General features: G+C 53.5%; 17 protein-coding genes. 4 read left to right on the forward strand and 13 right to left on the reverse strand.

The genetic code is table 11. From position 1 onward, the window contains the following. Nucleotides 1-258: 258 nt before the first annotated feature. Entirely contained in the window at nt 259-2,181 is a 1,923-nt protein-coding gene (locus QZ517_RS06285) for a hypothetical protein (RefSeq protein WP_294223834.1), read from the forward strand. Nucleotides 2,182-2,239: 58 nt separating this feature from the next. Continuing rightward, entirely contained in the window at nt 2,240-4,225 is a 1,986-nt protein-coding gene (locus tag QZ517_RS06290; protein WP_294223837.1) for a CocE/NonD family hydrolase, read from the forward strand. Between the two features lie 45 nt (nt 4,226-4,270). Here QZ517_RS06290 and QZ517_RS06295 read toward each other — a convergent pair whose 3' ends face one another. The 4 genes from QZ517_RS06295 to QZ517_RS06310 form a co-directional block, all read right to left on the reverse strand. Then, nucleotides 4,271-4,696 (reverse strand): universal stress protein, encoded by a 426-nt coding sequence (locus tag QZ517_RS06295; RefSeq protein ID WP_294223840.1) that lies wholly within the window; start codon nt 4,694-4,696, stop codon nt 4,271-4,273. 11 nt (nt 4,697-4,707) lie between these two features. Next, entirely contained in the window at nt 4,708-7,341 is a 2,634-nt protein-coding gene (locus QZ517_RS06300) for a TRAP transporter permease (protein WP_294223843.1), read from the reverse strand. 85 nt (nt 7,342-7,426) lie between these two features. Further along, nucleotides 7,427-8,389: a TAXI family TRAP transporter solute-binding subunit gene (locus tag QZ517_RS06305; protein ID WP_294223846.1), complete on the reverse strand. Its 963-nt coding sequence runs from the start codon at nt 8,387-8,389 to the stop codon at nt 7,427-7,429. Nucleotides 8,390-8,438: 49 nt separating this feature from the next. Beyond that, nucleotides 8,439-9,305, reverse strand: coding sequence for a MurR/RpiR family transcriptional regulator (locus QZ517_RS06310; RefSeq protein WP_294223848.1), 867 nt, complete (start codon nt 9,303-9,305; stop codon nt 8,439-8,441). Between the two features lie 111 nt (nt 9,306-9,416). On the opposite strand from QZ517_RS06310, the gene QZ517_RS06315 reads away from it, so the two are divergent. Together QZ517_RS06315 and QZ517_RS06320 are read left to right on the forward strand one after the other, a co-directional pair. Continuing rightward, nucleotides 9,417-10,247 (forward strand): 3-keto-5-aminohexanoate cleavage protein, encoded by an 831-nt coding sequence (locus QZ517_RS06315; RefSeq protein ID WP_294223851.1) that lies wholly within the window; start codon nt 9,417-9,419, stop codon nt 10,245-10,247. Continuing rightward, nucleotides 10,244-11,566 carry an aspartate aminotransferase family protein gene (locus QZ517_RS06320; RefSeq protein ID WP_294223854.1) on the forward strand — a complete coding sequence of 441 codons (1,323 nt, stop codon included), beginning with the start codon at nt 10,244-10,246 and terminating at the stop codon, nt 11,564-11,566. The genes QZ517_RS06315 and QZ517_RS06320 overlap by 4 nt, the downstream gene beginning before the upstream one ends. A gap of 11 nt (nt 11,567-11,577) precedes the next feature. Here QZ517_RS06320 and QZ517_RS06325 read toward each other — a convergent pair whose 3' ends face one another. From QZ517_RS06325 to QZ517_RS06365, 9 genes are all read right to left on the reverse strand, one after another. Next, a complete protein-coding gene (locus QZ517_RS06325) occupies nt 11,578-12,414 on the reverse strand; it encodes an alkaline phosphatase family protein (RefSeq protein ID WP_294223906.1) in 837 nt (278 codons plus the stop codon). Between the two features lie 140 nt (nt 12,415-12,554). Further along, nucleotides 12,555-14,192 carry an ABC transporter ATP-binding protein gene (locus tag QZ517_RS06330; protein WP_294223857.1) on the reverse strand — a complete coding sequence of 546 codons (1,638 nt, stop codon included), beginning with the start codon at nt 14,190-14,192 and terminating at the stop codon, nt 12,555-12,557. Next, nucleotides 14,189-15,004: an ABC transporter permease gene (locus tag QZ517_RS06335; RefSeq protein ID WP_283425663.1), complete on the reverse strand. Its 816-nt coding sequence runs from the start codon at nt 15,002-15,004 to the stop codon at nt 14,189-14,191. The genes QZ517_RS06330 and QZ517_RS06335 overlap by 4 nt, the downstream gene beginning before the upstream one ends. 10 nt (nt 15,005-15,014) lie before the next feature. Beyond that, a complete protein-coding gene (locus tag QZ517_RS06340; RefSeq protein ID WP_294223864.1) occupies nt 15,015-15,971 on the reverse strand; it encodes an ABC transporter permease in 957 nt (318 codons plus the stop codon). Between the two features lies 1 nt (nt 15,972). Next, nucleotides 15,973-17,556 carry an ABC transporter substrate-binding protein gene (locus tag QZ517_RS06345; RefSeq protein WP_294223867.1) on the reverse strand — a complete coding sequence of 528 codons (1,584 nt, stop codon included), beginning with the start codon at nt 17,554-17,556 and terminating at the stop codon, nt 15,973-15,975. Between the two features lie 364 nt (nt 17,557-17,920). Next, entirely contained in the window at nt 17,921-20,551 is a 2,631-nt protein-coding gene (locus QZ517_RS06350; RefSeq protein ID WP_294223870.1) for a nitrate reductase, read from the reverse strand. Beyond that, on the reverse strand, nt 20,548-20,883 hold the full coding sequence (gene nirD / locus QZ517_RS06355; protein WP_294223873.1) for a nitrite reductase small subunit NirD: 336 nt from the start codon (nt 20,881-20,883) through the stop codon (nt 20,548-20,550). Before nirD ends, QZ517_RS06350 begins: the two co-directional genes overlap by 4 nt. Beyond that, a complete protein-coding gene (gene nirB, locus QZ517_RS06360) occupies nt 20,880-23,324 on the reverse strand; it encodes a nitrite reductase large subunit NirB (RefSeq protein WP_294223875.1) in 2,445 nt (814 codons plus the stop codon). The genes nirD and nirB overlap by 4 nt, the downstream gene beginning before the upstream one ends. Before the next feature lie 3 nt (nt 23,325-23,327). Beyond that, entirely contained in the window at nt 23,328-25,007 is a 1,680-nt protein-coding gene (locus QZ517_RS06365) for an ABC transporter ATP-binding protein (protein ID WP_294223878.1), read from the reverse strand. Between the last annotated feature and the right edge of the window lie 4 nt (nt 25,008-25,011).

Here is a 25,011-nt window from a genome sequence, read left to right on the forward strand (position 1 = left end):
CTGAGGTCAAATCATCCGGTTGACTGATTCGAATCGGGACACGTATAGTCTAAGCAACGTCTCTTTCGCCCCAACACCATTACAATCAGCGAAGCGACCTACGGACAGGCAGGAAAATGGGGGGCGATCAGCCCCCCTAATAATGCCCGCTGCATTTTGATTTGCATATTGTCTGCGGTGCCGCCTCAAGGAATGTGGAGTGGACACCACCGTTCGTCAGGTTCGTATGAGATATGGCTTTTGTTTATGGAGGCAGTTTTGGCCGCCAAGGTTGTGTTTCATCTGCCCAAGCAGTTCCGTGAGAATTATCTGGAACTGACCCATCTGGCACTTTTTCATAAGATTCATGCGTTGATTGTCTCTCGAGGAGGCGAGGTCGAAGTGCGCCGTCGTCACGAAACGCTGCGGTCGAAGGAACGGACGGATTGGTTCGACCGTTTGGAAGCTGAGAACTTACATGTCGTTGAAAACGGCATGGTCAAGCAAGGCAACGCTCTGAACACGGCATTAGCTTATTTACCACCTTATTTCCATCTCGACCCGCAAGGTGTGTTGGCGGAAAGCATGGCCGGTGACGCCAAGTTTTCTGAAGCTGAGGTGAATGCTGTACTCGCCAATTCGAAATTCCGAGGATTGCATGACCGCTTGGTGAAAAAACGTCGGTCACGTTATGGTCCAAAAGACGAAGCCACGGAAATCCCTGACGGGTGTATTGCCGTCTTTCTTCAGGGCGATAACCCCCACCGGCAGGGCACTGCTTATTGCGACAACGAAACGTTGCTTCGCACAGTGGCGGAGAACGCCGGCGGGCGAGCTGTGGTGGTGAAAGCGCACCCTGTAAGCAAACAGCTTGACGATGCTCAACTGATCTTAAATCTCCTACAGGACGGGTTGGCGGTGGAGCCAACCGACGCCAATATACATGACATTCTGCGTCAATGTTCTGCCACCGTCAGCTACAATTCCGCGGTTGCCATTGAAGGGTTTTTGCATAAAAAGCCAGCGATCCTATTCGGAAAATCTGATTTCCACCATGTTGCTGAAACCGTCCGCGATCCCGGCGGCTTTCCAACTGCGTTGAGTGCAGCTCTGGCCAGCCAACATGATTACGCGAAGTATTTGCACTGGTATTTTTCAAATTACGCCGTGTCCGTCGAGGATTGGCTATTAGAAGATAAACTTCTTCAGGTTTTTGAGACGATGGGGTTCACCGAGGATCGGCTAGGGCTTCGGGGGATCCGTGGCACGACATCGGAGGACCAGGCAGGGCCCAAGAACAAACAGGCGGTCGCCGAAACACAACAGTTGTTCCGGGGACTTGCTGAAGCAAAATCTGTGAAACTTCGGCGCAGTTTGGTTATCGACGATGACTATCATGAATTCATCGGGGCAATCGGCGACCGGAAGGTGCGTGTTTGTCGGTACTTATCTGCAGAAGGCCAGCAGGACGTAAGCGCGCGCGCGGCTGAGTTACGCCACTTGCAAGACACCATGGTCTCAGACCATCTCACCGCTGAAAAAGCCATTTTTGCTTACGAAGAGTATGGCGTCTTGTGCGTGACCCAAGCGCCGGGTGTGCCTTTAGTGCAAAAGATTGCAGGGGCCTCGGGTCCTCGTCGGTCAAAGTTTGTACGCATGGGCGCAGAGTGGCTAGACGAAGCAACCCAGGGGCGTATCAAGCAGACGGAACTGGCATCGCTGTTCCGCCTGAAGATTCTAAAAGAGTGGTCTTTGGACAATATCGAAGACGATGAGGATTGCGCCTTGTTAGAAGGGCTGCTGTCAAATTTGACCAAACGCGCTCGCCTGATCAAGGGCATGGAAATCACGCAAATTCACGGGCAAGCTTGGTTTTCGGCTGAAAACCTTGTGTTCAAAGACAGCACCCTATGTGGGGTTAACATCGGGGGGGCACATTGGACGTCGGTGTCACGCGCTGCCGCGCAATATCTCGTAGATTTGCAATTGGTCGCGCCTGAGAGTTCTGGCAAAACTCGGTTTGGCATTGCGCAAGATGATTGGCGTGCGTTTTTGTCAATTGACGTGGTCCCTGAAGGCGAACGCCGCACGGCTTTGCCATTCTTTTTGGGTGAGCAACTGTTTCGACGTTTTGTGTCTGACTACAGGTGCCAGGAGAAACGTGAACGGGCGCGCCAAGCAATACGCGCATTTTTGGAATAGTTTTTCTGACAAACCGGTCGCAAACCCTGCAATGTGGCAGCAGTGCAGGGAGGGACCAATGCAGATTGTCGATGAGTTTCCATTTGAGGTTCAGGAAGATCCTCACGTTTGGATCGAAATGCCGGATGGTGTGCGGTTGTCTGCGCGCATGTGGCTGCCCAAGACGGCCGAGCCAGTTCCCGCAATCTTGGAGTACCTCCCGTATCGTAAGCGTGATGGCACCGCCGAAAGAGATGCGCTGACACATCCTTACCTCGCGGGCCATGGCTATGTTTGTGTGCGCGTAGACATGCGCGGCTGCGGCGATAGCGAAGGCCTGTTCGAAGACGAATACTCGCCACAAGAATTGGATGATGGGATTGCCGTCATAGAATGGCTGTCACGGCAATCATGGTGCAACGGCAATGTCGGAATGATGGGCATCAGTTGGGGTGGTTTCAACGGGCTGCAAATTGCGGCTCTTGCGCCTCCAGCTTTAAAAGCCATCGCCAGCCTGTGTTCGACTGTGGATCGATTTGCTGATGACATTCATTACAAAGGTGGCGTCATGCTCGGAGAAAATCCGGCTTGGGCGGCGACCGTTTTGGGGTGGTTTGCCCTGCCGCCAGATCCACAGATAGTTGGGCCTCAATGGCGTGAGATGTGGCTGAACCGGTTAAAGAATACTCCGTTTTTAGCCGAAACTTGGGCAAAGCACCAAAATCGGGATGCTTATTGGAAGCACGGATCGGTTTGTGAGGACTACAGCGCAATCCAAGCAGCCGTTTTAAGTGTTGGCGGTTGGCATGATGGGTATCGAAATACCATTTCCCATTTGGTCGAAAATCTGGCGTCTCCGGTAAAAGGACTCATCGGGCCTTGGAACCACAAATACCCGCATTTTGCCGTTCCGGGTCCTCAGATTGATTTCTTAGGGGAATTGCTTTTGTGGTGGGACCATTGGCTAAAGGGCAAAGAGAACGAAGTTGCGTCTTTGCCGGACATGCGTCGCTGGCTCATGGACAGTGTGCCGCCCCAGGTGACCTATGACCTTCGTCCAGGGCGGTGGATTGCGGACGGAGTTGGCTCCAAGGGGAGCGTTCTGACTCTTCACTTGGATGGGGAGATTCTCTCGGAGACTCTCGCGCCGGCAGAACGGCAAGTTCTGCCGGAGTTAGCTGTTGGGCAAGCTGCGGGGGAATTTTTTCCTTTCGGGTTTGGTCCGGGGGAGTTGCCGGACGATCAAAGGAGCGATGACATACGCAGCAGTTGCTTTGATGGGGACCCAATACGTGAAGCATTGGACTTGGTTGGCGCACCAAGACTACGGGTGAAACTTCGCTCCAACACGCCCAAGGCACAGATCGCGGTTCGGCTCTGTGATGTGCACCCATGTGGTGAGAGTACTCTGATTACACACGGATTTCTGAACCTCAGGCACCGGGAAGGACATGAAGCCCTCATTGACGTGCCTATAGGAGAAAACTTCGATGCGGTGGTCTCTCTGGATCAATGTGCCTACCACGTCCCTCAAGGGCATAAGTTACGTGTTGCTCTGTCGACGAGCTACTGGCCTTTTGTGTGGCCAGAATCGGAGCTGACGACACTTGATGTTGTTTTGGGCGCAATTGAGCTTCCAATCCGAAATGTGTCAAAGGGCGACGAGTGGCGATTTGATCCGCCAAAGTCGGCACGCCCGCGGCCAACAAAGCGACTGAGTGTTGGCGACGAGAGCAAGCGCGTCATACGCGACATTGGCAAGCGTTTGACGCGCCAAGAAATTCAAAGCGACGATGGGGGCTTGCGGGATTTGGAAACTGGCCTGGAAAGCAGAACGAAACACCGGGAAGTGTTTTCTATTGGCGACACTGATCCAAATTCTGCAACTGCCAGTTTTGTTTGGGAACGTGACATGTCGCGTGGGGATTGGGGTGTGGCGATCAAAGCTGAGCTGGATATGAGCGCTGATTCAGGCAGTTTCTTCATCAAAGGCCACTTACAGGCCAAAGAGGGAGGGAAAGTGGTCTTTCAAAAAGAATGGGACGTGTCCGTCCCAAGGCTTTGATCAGTGGCAAAAAAAGAAGCCCGCAAAAAACGGGCTTCTTTGGTTTCAGCGTACGACAAAGACCGATTGTTTGGCATGTCTCGATATTCGAGCAGCGTTGGGGCCGATCAAATAGTCTTTCAGCTGTGACTTATGTGCGCCCACGATAATCGCATCCGCAGAGACATTTTCCGCTTCCTTCAGCACCAGATCATAAATGGTGCCTTGATCGACGTGCAGGCGCACTTTCTGTAAATCCGCGAAGCGCTCACCTGCCCAAGTTTCCAAGGCAACCTTGGCTTCCTGAAGAATGGCCTTGTTGTGATCTGCGCTGAAAAACGAACCAACAATCGACATTCCGTAGTCTGGCACGACATTCATGATGTGCAACTCAGCATCGTCACGCTCCGCCATTGTTTTGGCAACCGCAGCAGGACGTTCAGACCCTTTCAGGTCATTCACGTCTACAGTCAGTAGTAGGGTCTTAAACATATCACATCTCCCTAGAATGCAGGCTGCGTGGCGCGAGGCCGTTGAATCAGCATCAATCCGGCAAGCAGCAACAATGCTGGAATGAAGAACAGCTCTTTGGGCATGCGCTCATTTTCGACTTCTACTTGAGAAATCACCACGGGGTTGTCGCCGTAGTAGTCATACTCAGTGCCAAGCGAACCAAAGTATGGCGAACCTGGGAAAGGTTCTTCGAGAAGCAATTTCCCATCTTCTTCCAAAACCGCGAGGCCATTTTCTGTCATTGCCTCACCAGGTTCACCACCGGGATACACCATGGTGATGGTTGTGGCCCGATTATCTCCAGTGTCAAAGTCAGGACCTTCCACCTTAAAGCGGATCAGGCTGCCTTCCGGCTGTTCGCCAACAAGTTGCACCGCCGCAGGGCCCGTCACGCTTTGGTACTTCTCAGTCACCAGATCCAGGAAGAAATCCGGGCGGAACAGCATGAACGCAATAAAGAGCAGCGCAACACTTTCCCAACGTTTGGATTTGGCTATGAAGTATCCTTGAGTTGCAGCTGCAAATATGAGCATCGCGATCAAACTTATGAAGAACACCAAGATGGCTTTGCCCAAACTCACGTCAATCAACAGCAGATCTGTGTTGAAGATGAACATGAACGGCAGCAGGGCGGTACGAATGTCGTAAGCGAAGCCTTGGATACCAGTCTTGATTGGATCACCACGAGAGATCGCCGCCGCAGCATAAGCCGCAAGCCCAACCGGAGGCGTGTCGTCGGCGAGGATGCCAAAGTAGAACACAAACATGTGCACCGCGATCAATGGCACAACAAGGCCCGCCTGAGCACCAACGCTCACGATGACCGGGGCCATGAGAGAGCTCACCACGATGTAGTTCGCCGTGGTCGGCAAACCCATGCCTAGGATCAACGACAAAATTGCAACCAAAACCAGCAGGAGGATCAAGTTGCCACCTGAGATAACCTCGATCACTTGACCAATCACTTGGTGCGCACCTGTCAGGCTGATGGTGCCAACAATGATGCCAGCGGCGCCTGTTGCGACGCCAATGCCAATCATGTTGCGTGCGCCCATGATCAGCCCCTGCACAAAGTCAGACCATCCCGTTGAGAAGGCCACGTTTAGCGCGGTTTCACCGCGGAAAAACGCTTTGATTGGACGATGCGTGAGAGCAACGATGATCATAAAGATTGTTGCCCAGAATGCAGACAGCGCCGGTGACAGGCGGTCCAACGTTTCCGTTTTGACCATCAAATTCCAAACCAGGATAAAGATTGGCAAGGAGTAGTAAGCACCGCCCAAAAGCGTGGGCGTTAGGCGAGGGGCCTCTAGAGGTGCGTTTGGATCATCCATTGCGACGTCGGGATATTTCGACGCGAGGTACAACAATGCCAGGTACATTATCGCCAGTAAAACAACGGCTGCGTAAATGCTGTCAGCCATCATGGGATCAAGTAAGTTGCGAATTCCAATCATCACGAAGGTGATCGCAGCCAGCCCCAAAAAACCTGTCAAAAATAGGACCATGATCATGATCGGGCCAATGTGACGGCCAGCTTTCTTGAGGCCTTTCATCTCCATTTTCAACGCCTCAAGGTGCACAATATACAAGAGAGCGATGTACGAAATGACGGCCGGCAAGAAGGCATGTTTGACGACGTCGATGTAGGGAATATTGACATATTCCACCATCAGGAAGGCCGCAGCCCCCATAACAGGAGGAGTCAGCTGGCCATTGGTGGAGGACGCAACTTCGACAGCACCGGCTTTTTCAGCCGGGAAGCCGATGCGCTTCATCAAGGGAATTGTGAAGGTACCGGTGGTCACGGTGTTAGCAATCGAGCTGCCGGAAATCATGCCGGTCATCATAGAACTCAGAACCGAGGCCTTCGCAGGTCCGCCACGCAGGGCGCCAAGCAGAGCAATTGCTACTTTAATGAACCAGTTCCCACCGCCAGCACGATCAAGAAGAGCACCAAACAGCACAAATAAGAAGATCATCGAGGTAGACACACCAAGTGCCACACCAAAGACACCTTCGGTCTGCATCCAGTAATGCCCAAGCGCCTTGGAAAACGATGCGCCACCGTAGTTAGTGATATCTCGCACCCACTCGGAATTTCCGCCAAAGAAGGCAAAAAGGACAAAAGATCCTGCAATGATGACGAGCGGTAGACCTAGCGAACGATACACGCAGATCATCAAAACCATCATGCCAATCGCAGACATTGTGATGTCTGTCGTCGTCCAAAGACCTGGGCGGTCCGCAATCTGATAGCGGAACACAACGAGGTACAAGCAGGCGCCAACACCCAGTGCAATCAGCGCCCAATCGTAAAGCGGAATACGATCGCGCGGTGACGATTTGAACATCGGGAATGCGAGAATTGCCAAGGCGATCGCAAAGGCAAGGTGAATGTAACGCGCTTGCCCCACGATGTTTGCAAATCCGGAAAATCCTGTTGTTTGCGCGAGAACTCCCGGAAGTTTTGAAGCGATATAAAGCTGAAAAAGCGACCAGATAATGCAGATCGCGATGATCAATTGACCTTGAAAACCGTCGGCGTTGCGTGCGCCAGTATCGACTTCTGCAACAAGTGCGTCGGCTTTGGCGGTGCCATCATTTTGATGATCTTGAGCCATAATTTTCCCCGTTGAACCCATTCGTTGAAAAGCGCCCCGAAGTGCATTTCGGGGCGCTTCCTATACTTGTAAACTCAGGCTGAACTTACTTCAGGCCCAGCTCCATGTAGGCTTTTTCGGCACCTGGGTGCAGTGGCGCGCTGAGGCCATCTTCGACCATTTCAGCTGGGTCCAGGTTAGCAAACGCAGGGTGCAACTTGCGGAAGTCTTCCACATTTTCCATCACGGATTTTGCTACAATGTAGACAACTTCGTCAGGAACGGTTGCGCTGGTTACAAAGGTTGCGCCAACACCAAATGTTGTGGTGTCGCCATCGGTGCCTTTGTACATGCCACCAGGAATGGTTGCCACACGATAGAACGGGTTGTCCGCTACCAGTTTTTCGACTTCAGGGCCTGTTACGCTGACAAGGGTCGCATCACATGTTGTGGTGGCTTCTTTGATCGCCGCAGCAGGGTGACCAATGGTGTAGATCATCGCGTCGATGTTGCCATCACACAGTTGCTTAGCCATCTCGGACCCTTTGTACTCTGTGGCCAGAGCAAAGTCGTCCATGCCAATGCCATAAGCATCCATCACCACTTCCATAGTCGCGCGCTGGCCAGAACCTGGGTTGCCGACGTTGACGCGTTTGCCTTTTAGGTCGGCAAAGCTGTTCACACCCGCGTCAGAGCGCGCGATCACAGTGAACGGCTCAGGGTGCACAGAGAATACTGCACGGATGTCGGGGAATGGGTTGTCGGCGAATTTGGAAGTGCCGTTGTATGCGTGGTACTGCCAGTCAGATTGGGCAACGCCAAATTCCAATTCGCCCGCTTTGATGGTGTTGATGTTGTAGACAGATCCGCCAGTGGATTCCACGGCGCAACGGATGCCGTGCTCTTTGCGGCCTTTGTTGACCAAACGGCAGATTGCACCACCTGTCGGGTAGTAAACGCCGGTTACGCCACCGGTGCCAATGGAGATAAACTCCTGAGCAGAAGCGCCCGCAGAAATGCCCATGGAGGCGATAATGGCCGCACCGGCCAGTTTCAGTTTCGAAATCATCTTAGGCTCCCTAGTTGATGATAGTATTGAAATTTCAGTCTTTTTGTCTTTAGTCCACCCAGAAATCACCCAGGTCTTGATTGCGCCGCTCCACCTCGCGAATGCGGTCGCTTGTCCCTTCGCCAGATTGCGCGACAAGCATGGCAATCATCGACTCCATCAATGCCAGAGTCGCCGCATAAGACGAGAAGAATTGTGGACTATCTGACGGAACAATAAAGGGAAAAGTTGCATATTTGATCGCGGGACAGGTGTGACTGTCGCTGATCACGATGGTTTTTGCCCCAATATCTTGTGCGGCTTGAGTGGCTCGCACCGCTCTATCAGCATAGGGGCGCTTCGTGATCACGAGTAAAACGTCTGCTGGGGTTAAGGACGCCAATGATGCACCTAAAGAGGCCCCCATGCGCCCTGCCAACGTCCAATTGGTTGAGAAATAGTTGGCCAAGTAGGCCATGTATTCAACGATTCCAGTGGAACCAAAGGCGCCAAATAGTACTACTGATCGCGCGTCGCCTAACGCGGTCACCGTATTTTGAAGTCGGTGTTTGTCGAGTGAGTCTGCGAGACCCGAAATGTTGGAAATACAGGCAGTCGCTTGCAGTTCATACATAGAATCTACGGAGTTCGCAGTTGTTTTGAGCCGTTGAGCCCGTTCAGAAAACGAACTTGTGCGCCCTCCGACAGATTTTCGGCAGACTTCGCGAAGTTCCTCGTAGGTTTCATAGCCTAGGGCTCGTGCAAGCCGTGACAGCGTGGCAGGGGAAACGCCACTTGCAGAAGAAATTGAGCGCAGGGATCTTGCCGCCACGTCCATTTCATTAGCTACAACAAAATCTGCCGCTTCCCGAAGCTTGACGCTTAGGTCGGCATAGTTCCCCGCAACCCGCTCTTGAAGACGGTCTGTGTTGTTCACGAATCCCTCCACTTGACAGGGATTATTCATATGTTTTAGCTCGGGTCAAGATTCGAAACGTTCGTTTCACCAAGGGTGCTTGAAGGTCGCCGACTACAGAAAGAAACAGAGATGCCCAAAAACAGCATCAAGCCGCAATTGGGGTGTGAAGCCTTGGTGCCTTTAAAGGTGACCGTTGCTCCCAATGGTGCCCGTAAGACCAAAACAGATCACCCGAACCTACCCGTTTCCATTGAGGATATTGCCTACACTGCAAGGCAATGCTCTGCTGCAGGGGCGCATGAGCTTCATCTGCATATTCGAGATGGCAAGGGCCAGCATACCCTAGACCCAGCGCGATACCGGGAGGCAATTTCCGCGGTGTCTGAAGCTGCGCCAGACATGCAAATCCAGATCACAACAGAAGCTGCTGGGCTATTTGACGTGGCGGAACAGTTTGAAACATTGAAACAGTTGGTGCCCTCAGCTGCGAGTGTGTCAGTCCGTGAAATGGCGCGAGACGACACTGTTTCTCGCCAGCTGTATGCTTTTGCCCATGAGGCAGGCGTTTCAATTCAACACATTCTCTATGATGCGAGAGACATCGCGCAGTATCGGGCGTGGCTTTCTGATGCGGCGATTGCCTCTACTCAACGGGATGTTTTGCTTGTTACCGGACAATACAACCCTCCAAAGCCTGCAAAGGTAGAGGAGCTTTCACCGCTACTGACCGCTTTAGCCGGGGAAATGTCTTCATGGACCGTGTGTGCGTTTGGAGAGAGTGAGCAAGCTGTTATGCAATCCGTAATCCGCCAAGGAGGCCATGTCAGGGTTGGGTTTGAAAACAACGTCCATCGATCTGACGGGCAATTGCTTAAGGACAATGCAGAAAGCGTGTCCGGTGTTGTTCAATGCGCCAATCGTTTGGGGCGCTCGATGTTAGGAAAGGTGCAAGGTCAATGAGCCACGTATTCCCAAGGCATAGCCGAAAAGAGTTGCCCGTCATTGCTCGGGGGGAGGGGCCTTTTCTTTACGACACGTCTGGCAAAGCATACTTCGACGGCTCCGGTGGCGCCGCAGTGAGCTGTTTGGGGCATTCTGACCCAGCTGTGCTGGCAGCGATAAAAGCGCAAGTAGATGCCGTTGCCTTTGCACACACGGGTTTTTTTACGTCAGAACCCGCTGAACGGTTGGCAGGCAAATTAATTGAAAATGCCCCCGGAAATCTGGATCGCGTGTACTTGGTGTCGGGCGGATCTGAGGCCGTAGAGAGCGCTTTGAAGTTGGCCCGGCAATATGTGTTTGAAAAAGGCGAAACGAAGCGTCGGCATGTGATTGCTCGGCGTCAAAGCTATCACGGCAACACACTTGGAGCCCTGGCAACTGGCGGAAATCTTTGGCGACGCGAGCCGTTCTCTCCCTTGTTGATGGAAACGCATCATATTTCGCCGTGTTATGCTTATCGCGGGCAAAACCCCGAAGAGACCAGTTTCGACTATGGACAACGTGTGGCGCAAGAACTGGAGGACAAAATTCTTGAACTTGGGCCGCAGGAGGTTATGGCTTTTGTGGCTGAGCCGATCGTGGGCGCAACTTCAGGCGCAGTGCCACCTGTTGAGGGTTACTTCAAAAGGGTGCGGGAGATTTGTGACAAGTACGGTGTTTTGCTCATTTTGGATGAAGTGATGTGTGGCATGGGCCGCACCGGGAGTTTGTTTGCCTATGAGCAAGAGGGCATTTTTCCGGATATTTGCGCCATCGCAAAAGGGCTTGGCGCGGGGTACCAGCCCATAGGTGCCATGCTTTGCACGTCCGAAATTTACGATGTGATCCAACAGGGGTCAGGTTTTTTTCAACACGGGCACACCTACAATGGGCACCCAACTGCGGCTGCAGCTGCGCTGGCTGTTGCTAAGCGACTGATCGACGACGATGCCATCTCGAATGTTGCGCCAATGGGGGCGAAGCTAATGGACGAGCTTCATAATGCGTTTTTGCACCATCCACACATTGGAGACATTCGCGGTCGTGGTCTGTTTCTAGGGTTGGAAGTCGTAAAGAATCGCGAGACCAAAGAGCCTTTTGAATCTGAACTCGCTATACCTGCGCGCCTGAAGATAGCAGCGTTCGAAGCCGGTCTGATCTGTTATCCGATGGGAGGTACCATAGACGGCAAGCAAGGAGCTCACGTTTTGTTGGCACCGCCGTTTATTATGGAGACGTCCCACATTGATCTCATCGTTGGTACGCTAAAGAAAGCACTCACCAAAGTGCTTCCCTAAGCTCACGCGTTTCATTTTAGGAATGTCGCCGCCTTCATCGAGGGCGGTGCCTGGATGCCGAGGCGGCCAAGAATGGTTGGAGCGAGCTGGAGCTGCGAAAGAACCGCATCAGCCTTTGGCCCATTGGCATCACCGAAGTAATAGAGCGCAAACTCCTGTTGCAGTGGGTCATTGCCGCCATGATGTCCCCGTGCATCCTGACCATGATCTGCCGTGACAATCACTTCGAATCCCATCTGTCGCCATCTCGGAATGAAAGGCGCCAACATTTCGTCCATCACAAAACACGCGTGATCCATTTCGTGGCTGTCGTGCTGGAACCGATGCCCCATGCTATCCAACGTACATGTGTGTAACATGCCGTAATCTAGCCCATGGTTGAGGCAGAGATTGGTAAGGGTTGCGAACAAATCAACATCTGACGGCGTCATTTGATTGGCCGCGCCATACCCGGTCATTGTGTGGAACCGACCGTGGTTGATGGTTTGGCTATCAGCTTCATCATACTCGATATCGCGAACATAATCGAATGGATGCCGATTGAAAAATTCGGACCAGAAAGAATGGGCAACAGCTCCGGTTTTGCCTCCACCCTTGCGTACTTCGGAGAAGATATCAGGTTGTTTGATCCGAAACACGTTTCCATTGCCGGTACAGCCATGTTCTTGAGGTGTGACACCGGTGTGAATCGAAGCGTAACAGCTGGCAGAAATAGACGGTAGAACAGAGGTCATTTTCCATTTTTGGGCAGTGCCATCAGCAACCCAGCCTTCCAAATTGCCAAAAAGACGCGACCAGTTCCGCCAGGGCACGCCATCCAAAATGATGAGAAGTAATTTGTTGTCCAGCTTACCGTCCTCCGATGTTGTGAAAACCGTAGACCAAGATTCTACAATTGAAAGCACAGGGCCGACATTTTTGGTTTGATTGCGCATAAAAAACGGCGGCGTCCTTGCGAACGCCACCGTCGAGTCTGGTTAGTCAGGTTTTAGTTTCCTGCGCTTTCCATTTTACGGTTTGCGATGACATCCTCGAGCCACCCCAGCTTCATCTCAGGTACCGAGCTGAGTAGCAGGTCGGTGTAGTCATCAAATGGTGGTGACAGAACGTCGGATTTACCTCCGTACCGAACAACTTCCCCTTGATACATCACAGCAATGGAGTCCGCGATGGCCTTCACTGTTGCCAGGTCATGCGTGATGAACAGGTAAGCCACATCCTCGATTTTTTGCAAGTCAAGCAGGAGTTTCAGAATGCCATCTGCCACCAGTGGATCAAGCGCACTGGTTACCTCGTCACAAATGATCATTTTTGGCTTGGCAGCCAAGGCCCGCGCGATGCAAACCCGTTGTTTTTGCCCACCAGAAAGCTCAGCCGGGTAGCGGTCAATAAAGGCCTCGCCCATCTCGATCTCGTCAAGAAGTTCAATGATCCTTTTGTGTTTCTCGGCGCCCTTTAAGCCAAAGTAGAATTCGAGCGGCCTCCCGATGATTGTGCCAACGGTCTGACGCGGGTTCATCGCAACGTCTGCCATCTGGTAGATCATCTGCAACTCGCGCAAGTCGTCCTTTTTGCGCCCCGCAAGGTCTCTGCTCAAATCGCGACCTGCAAAGTGCACGCTGCCGTTACTCTGAGGCAGCAAACCCGTGATCACACGCGCTAATGTAGACTTACCCGAACCACTTTCGCCCACAACAGCCAAAGTTTGTCCGGGGTGAAGCTCTACGTTGATGTTTTTCAGAACATCAAAGTTCGTGCCTTTGTAACGCGCAGTTATGTTCTGTACCTTGAGGACAGGCTCAGGCGTCGGCTCTTTTTCTTCATGCTCAATTGAGCGAACTGACACCAGCGCTTTTGTGTAGTCTTCTTGCGGATCATTGATGATCTGATCCACAGTGCCGTACTCAACCATGTCGCCCATCTTGAGCACAAGAATATCGTCGCTGACTTGCGCCACAACCGCAAGATCGTGCGTGATGTAGAGGGCGGCAACGCCGGTGTCGCGGATGGCTTCTTTTATGGCCATGAGAACGTCGATTTGCGTTGTTACGTCTAGTGCGGTTGTTGGTTCGTCAAACACAACCAAATCAGGTTCTGGGCACAGGGCCAAGGCGGTCATACAGCGTTGAAGTTGGCCACCGGATACCTGGTGCGGATACCGATTGCCGATGGTCTCCGGATCTGGGAGGCCAAGTTTCCGGAATAATTCAATGGCCCGGCTTACCGCTTCTTTGCTGGAGAACTTACCCTGAAGAATGGCTGCTTCAGTGACCTGATCCATGATTTTTTTGGCTGGGTTGAACGAAGCTGCCGCGGATTGGCTCACATAGGTAACCTCGCCGCCGCGCAGTGCGCGCACGTCAGAGTGACTGGTTGTCAGGATGTCGCGTCCATTGACCCAAACCTCACCACCGGTGATTTTTACGCCACCCCGCCCATACGCCATAGAGGCCAAGCCAATGGTTGACTTACCCGCGCCGGACTCACCAATCAGGCCGAGCACTTTGCCTTTTTCAACGTCGAAGCTCACACCATGCACAATCTCAATGTCATGCGGTTTTTCCCCAGGGGGATAAACGGTGGCGCCAATTTTGAGGTCGCGAACTTTCAGAAGATTGTCGCTCATCCGCGGCCTCCTTTCAGTGATGTGGTGCGGTTGAGGACCCAATCCGCAACGAGGTTCACAGATATCGCCAATGTAGCGATGGCAACGGCTGGATAAAGCGCTGCGCCAATGCCGTAAACGATGCCATCAGCGTTCTCTTTTACGATGCCACCCCAATCAGCTTGCGGTGGTTGAACACCCAGACCAAGGAATGAAAGGGTGGACACAAACAGAACCATAAAGATAAACCGCAACCCCATTTCCGCAACAAGCGGGCTTAGCGCGTTGGGTAGGATTTCGCGGAAGATAATCCAGCCACGGCCTTCGCCACGCAGTTTTGCGGCTTCGACGTAGTCCATGACATTGATGTCTACGGCCACGGCGCGTGCCAAGCGATACACCCGCGTGCTGTCCAAAAGTCCCATAACGAGGATAAGGACAGGAACGGTAACCGGCATAACGGACAATACAACAAGCGCAAAAATCAGTGACGGGATCGACATGATCAAGTCGACAAACCGGCTCATAGCTTGGTCCGCCCAACCGCCTAAGACAGCTGCGAGGAAGCCAAGTATAGATCCTGTCGTGAAGCTGAGGATGGTTGCTGCCGTGGCTATGAAGATTGTGGTCCGCCCGCCGTAAATCATACGACTGAGCAGATCACGCCCAAGATTGTCGGTACCAAGAAGAAATTCGGATGACGGTGGTAGCCAAACATCGCGGCTGACAACCTCCGCCATGTCATAGGGTGCAATCCAAGGCGCGAAAATCGCGACAAAGAAGTATGCACCGGTGAAGAAAAGCCCGATCAGGGCAGCTATGGGTATTCTCATAACGTGTTCCCTACTTCGGATGCCGCAAACGCGGATTGGCAATAATGGATACGATGTCGGCCACCATGTTGAGCCCGATGTAGACAGCTGCAAATATCAGGCCGCAGGCCTGCACCACCGGAATGTCACGTTTGGACACATGGTCGACCAAATATTGCCCCATGCCGGGATAGGTGAAGACCACCTCGATCACAACAACACCCACGACCAGGTAGGCCATATTGAGCATGACAACGTTGATGACTGGTGCGACGGAGTTGGGCAGAGCGTGTTTCCAGATGATGGTGAACATGCGCAGGCCTTTTAGTTCTGCAGTCTCGATGTATGCAGATTGCATCACATTCAATATGGCCGCGCGGGTCATACGCATCATATGTGCCAGAACAACCAGCGTAAGTACGGCCACAGGAATAGAAATTGTGTGCAGTTTTTCACCTAAACTCATGCTGTCATTGATTGTTGTAACTGATGGTGCCCATCGCAGACGAACCGAAATGAAAAAGATCGCGACGTAAGCAATCAGAAACTCAGGAACAGAAATAGACGCCAGAGTGACAGCGGAGATCAATTTGTCCGGCCAGCGTTCGCGATATCGCACGGCAATCAAGCCAAGCAAAATCGCAAGAGGCACAGAGATGACCGCGGCCCAGAAGGCCAGGAAGAGTGTGTTTCCGAGGCGACGTCCAATGGATTCGGCAATGTCCTTACCGCTGGTGAGTGCGGTGCCGAGGTCGCCTTGCAGCAAACCGCCGAGCCAGTTGAAGTAGCGTTGGACCGGTGGCTCATTCAACCCGAGATCACGGCGCATGTTGGCCAACGCTTCAGGGGTAGCGGATTGTCCAAGGATGGATTGGGCCACGTCTCCCGGCAGAATAATGGTGCCGGAAAAAATCAGAATTGAGACGAGGAAGAGCAAAAGGAGACCCAGCGCGATGCGCTGGGCCAATAGTTTTACAAGGAGCGACATATCAGCCTGTCACCCACATACGCTGTGCCGCGTAACCGTTCATTAAGGAGAAACCTGCAACGCCTTCGACCCAACCGCCGATCTTGTCGGTGTGGGCGTCGACGAAGTCATTGAACATCGGACAGATCAGGCCGCTTTCGTTGCGCACCATCATGCCCATATCGGCATACATCTTCTTGCGCTTGTCCTGATCAAGCTCAGCACGTGCAGCAATGAGCAGCTTGTCAAAGCTATCGCTCTTATAACGTGTGTCGTTCCAGTCGGCTGTGGACAGATACGCGGTTGTGAACATCTGATCTTGCGTGGAGCGGCCACCCCAATAGCTGGTGCAGAATGGCTTGTTGTTCCACACTTCAGACCAGTACCCATCGTTTGGCTCACGTTTGATTTCGAGCTCGATGCCAGCTGCTTTTAGAGACTGTTGGAACAGTGCTGCTGCATCCGGTGCACCTGGGAATGAGTTGTCGGACGTGCGCAGAAGAACCGGACCTTCGTGGCCGGATTTCTTGAAATACTCAGCCGCTTTTTCCGGATCGTACTCGCGTTGCTCCATTTCCTCATACATCGGATAGGCCGCATTGATTGGAGAGTCGTTGCCGACAGAACCGTACCCAAACAGAATCTTATCGACCATTTCCTGACGGTTAATGCCGTATTTCAGAGCCATCATCAGATCAGGGTTGTCAAACGGCGCAGTGTTTACGTGTGCGATAAACACGTAGTGGCCTGGGCCAGCTGTGGAGGAGACAGTGATGCCAGGGGCGCGTGCCACCAAGCCCGCTGTGCGTGGTGGAACGCGGTCGATGATGTCAACTTGACCGGATTGCAGTGCTGCAACGCGGGCGGTATTGTCGTTGATCACCAGCATTTCGATGGCCTCTGCATGGCCAATTTCGCCCCAATAGTTGGGGTTTTTCTCAGCCACAAAGCGCACGCCCATATCAACTTCTTTCATGATATAGGGGCCAGTACCAATTGCAGCATCCGGCGCATCTTTGCCACCGTTTGGCTGAATGATCAGGTGATAGTCGCTCATTAGGTAAGGCAAATCAGCGTTGCCGTTGTTGAGCTCGATAACCACATCTCGGCCATTGGTGCTGACATTTTTGATGTCGCGCAGCAAGCCAAGGGCTCCAGACTTTGACTCTTCACCGGCGTGACGGTCTAGCGTAGCCGCGGCGTCGGCTGCGGTTACTTCTTGGCCATTGGAGAAGGTGATGCCTTTGCGGATGGTAAAGGTCCACGTAGTTGCATCGGCAGAGGCTTCGAAGCTTTCAGCAACTTTGCCTTGCAGGCCGCCGTCGTCAGTCAGCTCGACGAGAGGTTCACCCCACATGCGGATCAGGTTTACAGCCGTTGTGTTTGCTGCCAGTGCCGGGTCAAGGCTGTCGGTGGTCGAACCGCCTTGCAAACCAATACGCAGTGTACCGCCCTTTTGCGGTCCTGCTGCGTGAACAGCGCCAGCAAGCATGGTGCTTGCAGCTGCTGCCGAAACGCCAAGCGCACCAGCGCGGCCGAGGAACTTGCGGCGTGAAATTGTACCCAAAGCAGCCTGGCGGCTCAGGAACTTAAGCTCTTCATTCATTTGGAAACTCCCATGTTGAATATTTTTGTTTTCGTTATGCTGCGGCTCGCCTGCGACACAAATCAAGGAAAATATGCCTAAGCCCACAAAGTTTTCGCCGACTCCGCTCGCGATTGGGGTCGCCACAGTGGTGCCTTCAGGAAACCGTCATATCATGGTTCAAAACCGACAAACATGCCGTTTTTGGGCTTTGCCAATTTTGCGTGTTTTGTGCTGTGTTTCGCGCTTTGAGTGTGTTGCGTGGTGGCAAACGCCTAAGGGGTGTGCGAATTTCTGGCCTGACCTGGCGGCAACTCACCCTGCAAATGGCCGCATGTTTCAATGAAACCGTGCTCGGGAATTCACGAATGGGATTACTATCGGACTATTCAGCAGCCAGTTGTCGGCGCGCTTCGCTCAATAGTGCGGCGAGTTCAGGTCTACATGATCCACAATTGGAACCTGCGGACAATGTCGTGGAAATTTGTTCTACTGACACGAGGTTTTTGTCTTCGATGGCTGCTAAAATAGTGTTCACACCGACATTGAAGCACGCGCAAACCGTGGCGCCGGGATCAAGCTGGACGGTACTTGGGCGCCCAGCCAAAACGCCGAGACCGCTTTGACCAAGCGCCTTTCCAGCAAATGTCCGTGACATTTGAACCGGGGACCGATCTACAAACAGGGCTCCGACCAATTGTTCGCCACAATGAAAGGCCATACGAACGCGGCCTTTAGAAGTGTCAAACAGGCTGGAGCACTGAGCCTCTCCAGTTCGCAGTAATGTCCGCGCAAAACCTTCCCAACTCTCTGGTGTGTTGACGTTCGCCAATTCAAGTTGCCACCCGTCTGCAAGCTTGGCTTTAGCCCAGTAGTTTGTGGTTGCATGTGGTTGCTGTACCGCCACAGCGTAGCCGTACCAGGCCGCGTTAAATTTGGAGAGGCTAACGTAAGCAGATTTGCTGTCTGGCTGACCGGAGACAGGGTCCACCACCGGTGGGACCAAATCAGACACAACAGAATTGCCCGCGGTCTCTCCGGTCCAGTGAATTGGAGCAAATACCTGCCCTTGACGAACGCGATCAGTGACCAATGCACGCAGTATCACGGAGCCAAATGAATTGGAGACCTTCACTAAGTCGGCCTCAAGGAACCCATGCTGGATCGCGTCGGTTGGATGGATTTCCAGAAATGGTTCGCCGTAATGTTGGTTGAGGCGGGGAGATTGTCCAGTGCGTGACATGGTGTGCCACTGATCCCGAATTCGTCCTGTGTTTAGGCGAAATAGTGGTGGTTTAAGCTCTTGTGGAAAGTGAGGTTGCGTAACAGGAACCATTTTCGCGCGCCGGTCCGCCGTAAAATACTTACCGTCAGAAAAGAATCTCTTGTTGGGCACTTTTCCTTGGGAGTGTACGGGCCACCTGACGGGCGTCATACTTTGGTATTCCACATCTGAAACCTGTGCCAAACCGGAGATGTCAAAGTCCTTGCCCAACTTCGCAGCCAAACCGGACAGCGCTGCGTGTTCGCGAAAAATGTCGGCGGGCCCGGAAAAATCGAAACCCTTAGAAAACCTCATATGTTTGGCAACATCGCAAATGATCTGCCAATCATGCCGCGCGTTACCTGGCGCTGGAAAAACGGATCGTTGTCGGCTGATTGTACGGTCGGAATTTGTGACCGTTCCGTCTTTTTCTCCCCACCCCGTGGCCGGCAAGACAACATCTGCCAAGCGTGCGGTGTCGGTTGTGGCAAACATGTCTGATACCACGACAAAATTGCAATTCGAAATCGCTTCCCGCACTTTTGTGGCATTGGGCATGCTGACAGCAGGGTTTGTACACATCACCCAAAGGGCTTTGATCTTTCCGTTGCCGACCGCTTCGAACAGGTCGACTGCCTTGAGCCCCTGGCGCTCTGCGATGGTTGGTGTGTTCCAAAAGGATTGCAAACTTGCGCGATGTGCCGGGTTCTCAATATCGAGGTGGCACGCAAGTGTGTTGGCAAGGCCGCCAACTTCACGACCGCCCATCGCGTTTGGTTGCCCGGTCACGGAAAAAGGACCACATCCAGGTTTACCAATGCGCGCCGTTGCCAAATGGCAATTGATGATGGCGTTGACTTTATCTGCGCCATGGTCGGATTGGTTAACGCCCTGCGAGAACACAGTGACGCTTTTCTCTGTGTTAACCCACAAATTGGAAAAATCGGAAAGCTGTTCTTGGCTCAGGCCTGTAACCGCGACGTCTGTTTTGTACGCGGTATCGAGCGTCTCTGAAAAACCAGTGAGGCTTTGAGAAGCAAACGCCAAATCAACGACGCCCTTAGCGTGCGATTGGCTGAGCAAGTGGTTGAACAACGCCACATCAGTGCCGGGTTGGATCGCAAGGTGCATATCCGCGAGATCACAGGTGGCTGTGCGGCGCGGATCGATAACCACCACTTTCATTGAGGGGCGTGTTGCCTTCGCAGCTGCGATGCGTTGATACAGCACTGGATGGCACCAAGCGAGATTTGAACCCGTTAGAATGACCAAATCGGCCAATTCCAAGTCCTCGTAGGTGCCAGGTACTGTGTCTGTGCCAAAAGCCCGTTTGTGGCCAGCAACGGTCGATGCCATGCACAGGCGCGAGTTGGTGTCGATATTGGCAGAGCCGATGTAGCCCTTCATAAGCTTGTTGGCGACGTAGTAGTCTTCAGTGAGCAACTGTCCCGACACATAAAATGCCACTGAGTCAGGGCCGTGTTCCGCGATTGTGGTGCGGAACTTCTCCGCGACCAGTGTGAGTGCTTCCTCCCAACTCGCTGGTTGGTCACCGATCTGCGGCGCGAGCAGCCGACCTTCTGTCGAAACGGTTTCTCCGAGAGCGGAACCTTTGGAACAGAGACGCCCAAAGTTTGCGGGGTGCTTCGGATCACCCTCTACAGTGAGCCCGCCTGCACCATCCGGTGTGGCAAGAACACCGCAACCGGTACCGCAATAAGGACAAGTGGTACAGGTGGATTGAGATGTCATTCTGCGGCAACCCCAGTGGTCAGTTCTGATGTGTCGAGCAGCACCCGATCTTCGATGATTTGCGTGGCAAACGTTGCAATCTGGCCCACATCCGCGCCTTGAGCTTTGCCAGTTTCCAGCGAGAAGACCCAATTGTGGAGCGGACAGGTGACTGCTTTCCCGTGTACGATGCCTTCCGACAGCGGGCCACCTTTGTGCGGACAACGATCTGATGTCGCGAAGACCTCGTTGTTGTCCGTACGGAAGACGGCAACGCAGCCCACGGCGGTTTTCACAAACCGCGCGCCGCGCAGGGGGATGTCGGTGACGGAACAGATATCAATCCAGTTCATTCTGCTGCCTCCAGTGAGAGGTTTGCGACCGGCTGATAGGTTTCGGCCTTTCCGGATGCGTGCTCGGCCCATGGGTCGGTGCGATAGACGGATTGGGAAACCTCGAAACGCTCGGCCAAAGCTTTGCGGTTCTCTAAGTCATCGACAACCTGCTCTTTGACCCAGTCGAGTCCAACCTTAGCGACCCACTTAAAGATCCGATCGAGATACTTGGCGTTTTCGCGGTAGATTTGCGTCATGGCGGAAATTACCTCGATGGCTTCTTCCTCGGTGGCAACTTTACAAAGAAGTTCGGTTTCCTTGACTTCCATGCCAGCCGCCCCTGCAACGGAAATTTCGTAGCCGGAGTCCACACAGACCACGCCAATGTCCTTGCATGTGGCCTCGGCGCAGTTGCGCGGACAGCCGGAGACGCCGAGTTTCAACTTGTGTGGCGTCCAGGACCCCCAGAGATGCTTTTCGAGCTTCACACCAAGACCGGTGGAGTCCTGCGTGCCAAAGCGGCAGTGATCTGAGCCAACGCAGGTTTTCACTGTACGCAAGCCCTTGGAATAAGCATGACCGGAAACCAAACCAGCTTGGTTCAGGTCGAACCAAATCGCTGGAAGGTCTTCCTTTTTCACGCCCAAAAGATCGATGCGTTGACCGCCGGTGACTTTCACCGTTGGAACGTCGAATTTGTCAGCTGCATTCGCGATGGCGCGCAGCTCACTTGAGGTGGTGATCCCACCCCACATGCGCGGCACAACCGAATAAGTGCCGTCTTTCTGGATGTTGGCGTGATTGCGCTCGTTCACAAAACGGCTCTGTGCATCGTCTTGATACTCCAGCGGCCAATCGGCCAGCAGATAGTAGTTGATCGCGGGTCGGCAAACGTGACAGCCATTTGGCGTCGACCAACTAAGCTCCTGCCAAACCTCCGGTTGCGATTTCAACTCTTTGGATTTGATCAAGCGTCGCACATCTTCATGCGTCAGATCCGTGCAACCACAGACAGACTTCGCGGCAGGCACGACAAAGTCATCGCCCAGCGTGACCGCGAGAACTTGTTCCACCAAACCTGTGCACGTCCCGCAGGATGCCGAGGCTTTGGTGGTTACCTTGATATCTTCAAGCGTTGTGGCGCCGTTGCCAATGGCGTCCTCGATCTGACCTTTACATACGCCGTTGCAGCCACAGATTTCTGCGTCAGCCGGTAAGGCTGCAACGGCTGCCATAGGGTCCAATGGGGACCCTCCCTGAAAAGCCGGACCAAAGATGAGCGTATCGCGCATCTTGGAGATGTCCTCTCGATCTTTGATCAATCCAAAGAACCAGTTACCGTCTGCTGTGTCGCCGTACATGACGGCGCCGACGATGCGGTTCTCCTCGATTACAAGCCGTTTGTAGACGCCACGCGCAGGGTCGCGATACACGATGTCTTCGCGGCCTTCCCCTTCCGCAAAATCGCCCGCGGAAAAAAGGTCACAACCGGTGACCTTGAGCTTGGTGGCCACATCTTTGTTCACAAAGGCCGCATCCCCACCAACCAGTGTTTTGGCAATCACTTTGGCCTGATCAAAGATCGGCGCAACGAGGCCAAAGACGTCGCCGTTGTGTTCCACACATTCGCCAAGGGACAGGATGTTTGCATCCGAAGTGACCATCTGGTCGTCCACATGGATGCCGCGACCAGTCGCGAGGCCAGCCTCAGCTGCCAAAGCCACTGACGGGCGAATGCCCACAGCCATAACCAATAAGTCGCACGGCAACTCCGTGCCGTCGTCCAGTAGCAGCGCTTTAACTTTGCTATCCTCGCCAAGGATTTCCTTAGAGTTGGCAGAGCATTTCACGGTAATGCCCTTGTCCACCAGCGTCTTGCGCAGCAGATAGCCTGCGGCTTCATCCAACTGGCGTTCCATCAAGTGGCCCATAATATGGACCACAGTCACGTCCACACCACGCAGCGCGAGGCCGGCAGCGGCTTCGAGCCCCAGCAAGCCGCCACCGATCACAACAGCTTTTGCATCGGGGATTTCTCCGAGGGAGATCATCGCGTTGGTGTCTTCAAGGTCGCGATAGGCGATCACGCCGTCCAGATCGTGACCTGGCAGCGGGATGATAAACGGAGTGGAGCCTGTGGCGATGATAAGCTTGTCATAAGGTAGCACGTCGCCGCTGTCAGAAGTTACGGTTTGTGCTGCACGGTCGATTCCAACCACCTTTTCGCCAAAGCGTGTGTTTATTCCATTTTCCTCATACCATTCAGCGGTGTGGGTGACGATCTCGTCGAATGTCTTGTCGCCCGACAGGACCGGGGAAAGCATAATCCGGTTGTAAGTGCCACGTGGCTCTGCGTTAAACAGCGTGATCTCGTAGGCGTCAGGGGCCGCTTCAAAGAGATGTTCCAGGGCGCGCCCGGCGGCCATCCCGGCCCCAATAATGATAAGTTTCGGTGTCATAGTTTACTCCGCTGCAATGGCTTTGGCGGGTTTCGTGCTGGGTTTGGCGCCGTGCTCGTATTCTTCAAGGAAATCGAGAACATCTTGGCGGTAGCGGTAGTAGTCGGGGTGCTCGAGCAGGGCTTTGCGCGTGCGCGGGCGTGGCAGGTCGACATCTACAATTTTGCCAATTGTCGCTTGCGGGCCGTTGGTCATCATGACCACGCGATCTGCCAGAAGGATGGCTTCGTCCACGTCATGCGTCACACAAATTGCTGTTACCTTGGTGCGGTCCCAGACTTCCATCAATACTTCCTGCAACTCCCAGCGCGTCAGGCTGTCGAGCATGCCAAAGGGTTCATCCAAAAGAAGAAGTTTCGGGGACAAAGCAAACGCGCGGGCGATGCCAACCCGCTGTTTCATGCCGTTAGACATAGAATGCGCAGGTCGGTCCATGGCATCGGCTAGGCCGACACGTTCGAGGTAGTATTCTACGACGTCCTGGCGCTCACCTTGGCTGGCTTTGGGGTAGACCTTGTGCACACCAATCGCCACGTTCTCTTTGGCGGACAACCAAGGGAACAGGTTAGGCGATTGAAACACCACTGCGCGTTCAGGATCGGCACCTTCCACATGGCGACCATCCAGACGGATGCCACCTTTGGAAATCGGGTTGAGACCGGCGGCCATGGTGAGCACGGTTGACTTGCCGCAACCGGAGTGACCGATCAACGAAATGAATTCGCCGCGCTGCACTTTGAGATCAAAACCCTCCACCACGGTCAGCGGACCTTTCGGTGTTGGGTAGATCTTGTGCAGCTGTGAAAAGTCCAAAAAATTATGGTCGATCATGCCTTTTTGAGCATCTTTGACGGCAGCAGGCACACCGTGGATTGGCGTGACGTTAGGCAGTGTTTTGGTGTCTTCCGCTTTCGCCGCGATGCCCACGTCCATCAGGTGTTTGGTGACCTGAGTACGCAATTTCTTGAACCCTTCGTGGTGGTTCATTTCCAAACGGTCCCGGCGGCGCGGGATGTCGACTTTGAACTCCTGTCCTAAGGTGCCATCCGGGTTCAGCGCGATGATGCGATCCGCGAGAATGATCGCTTCGTCCACATCATTGGTGATCAAAACGCATGTCTTTTTCTCCGCGTCCCAAATGGCCTCGATTTCGTCCGCAAGATTGGCGCGAGTGAGGGCGTCCAACGCGCTAAGGGGCTCATCCAACAGCAAAACTTCGGGGTTCATCGCAAGAGCACGAGCCACGTTGACACGTTGGCGCATGCCACCGGACAGCTCCGCCGGACGGCGGGTTGTCGCGTGGGATAGACCAACCATCTTGATGTAATGGTCGACGCGCTCTTCCTTCTCGGGCTTGGGCATGTTGGGGAACACGCTGTCGAGCGCCAGGCGGACGTTGCCGTTCACCGTCAGCCAAGGCATCAGAGAGTAGGATTGGAAGATCACACCGCGTTCTGGTCCCGGTTGGGTGATCGGTTTGTCCTTGAACGTCACGCTGCCGGAAGTGGGCAATTCGAGGCCCGCCATAAGGTTGATCAGCGTGGTTTTGCCGGAGCCGGAGAAGCCGAGGAGAACGAGGAACTCGCCTTCTTGCACGTCCAGATTGATGTTTTTCAGAACGTCGGACTTGGCGGTGCCTTCGCCGAAGCTCTTGGAGACGTTATTAAATTTCAGAAGACTCATGTCG

This window comes from uncultured Shimia sp. (assembly GCF_913054185.1).
Lineage (GTDB): Bacteria > Pseudomonadota > Alphaproteobacteria > Rhodobacterales > Rhodobacteraceae > Shimia.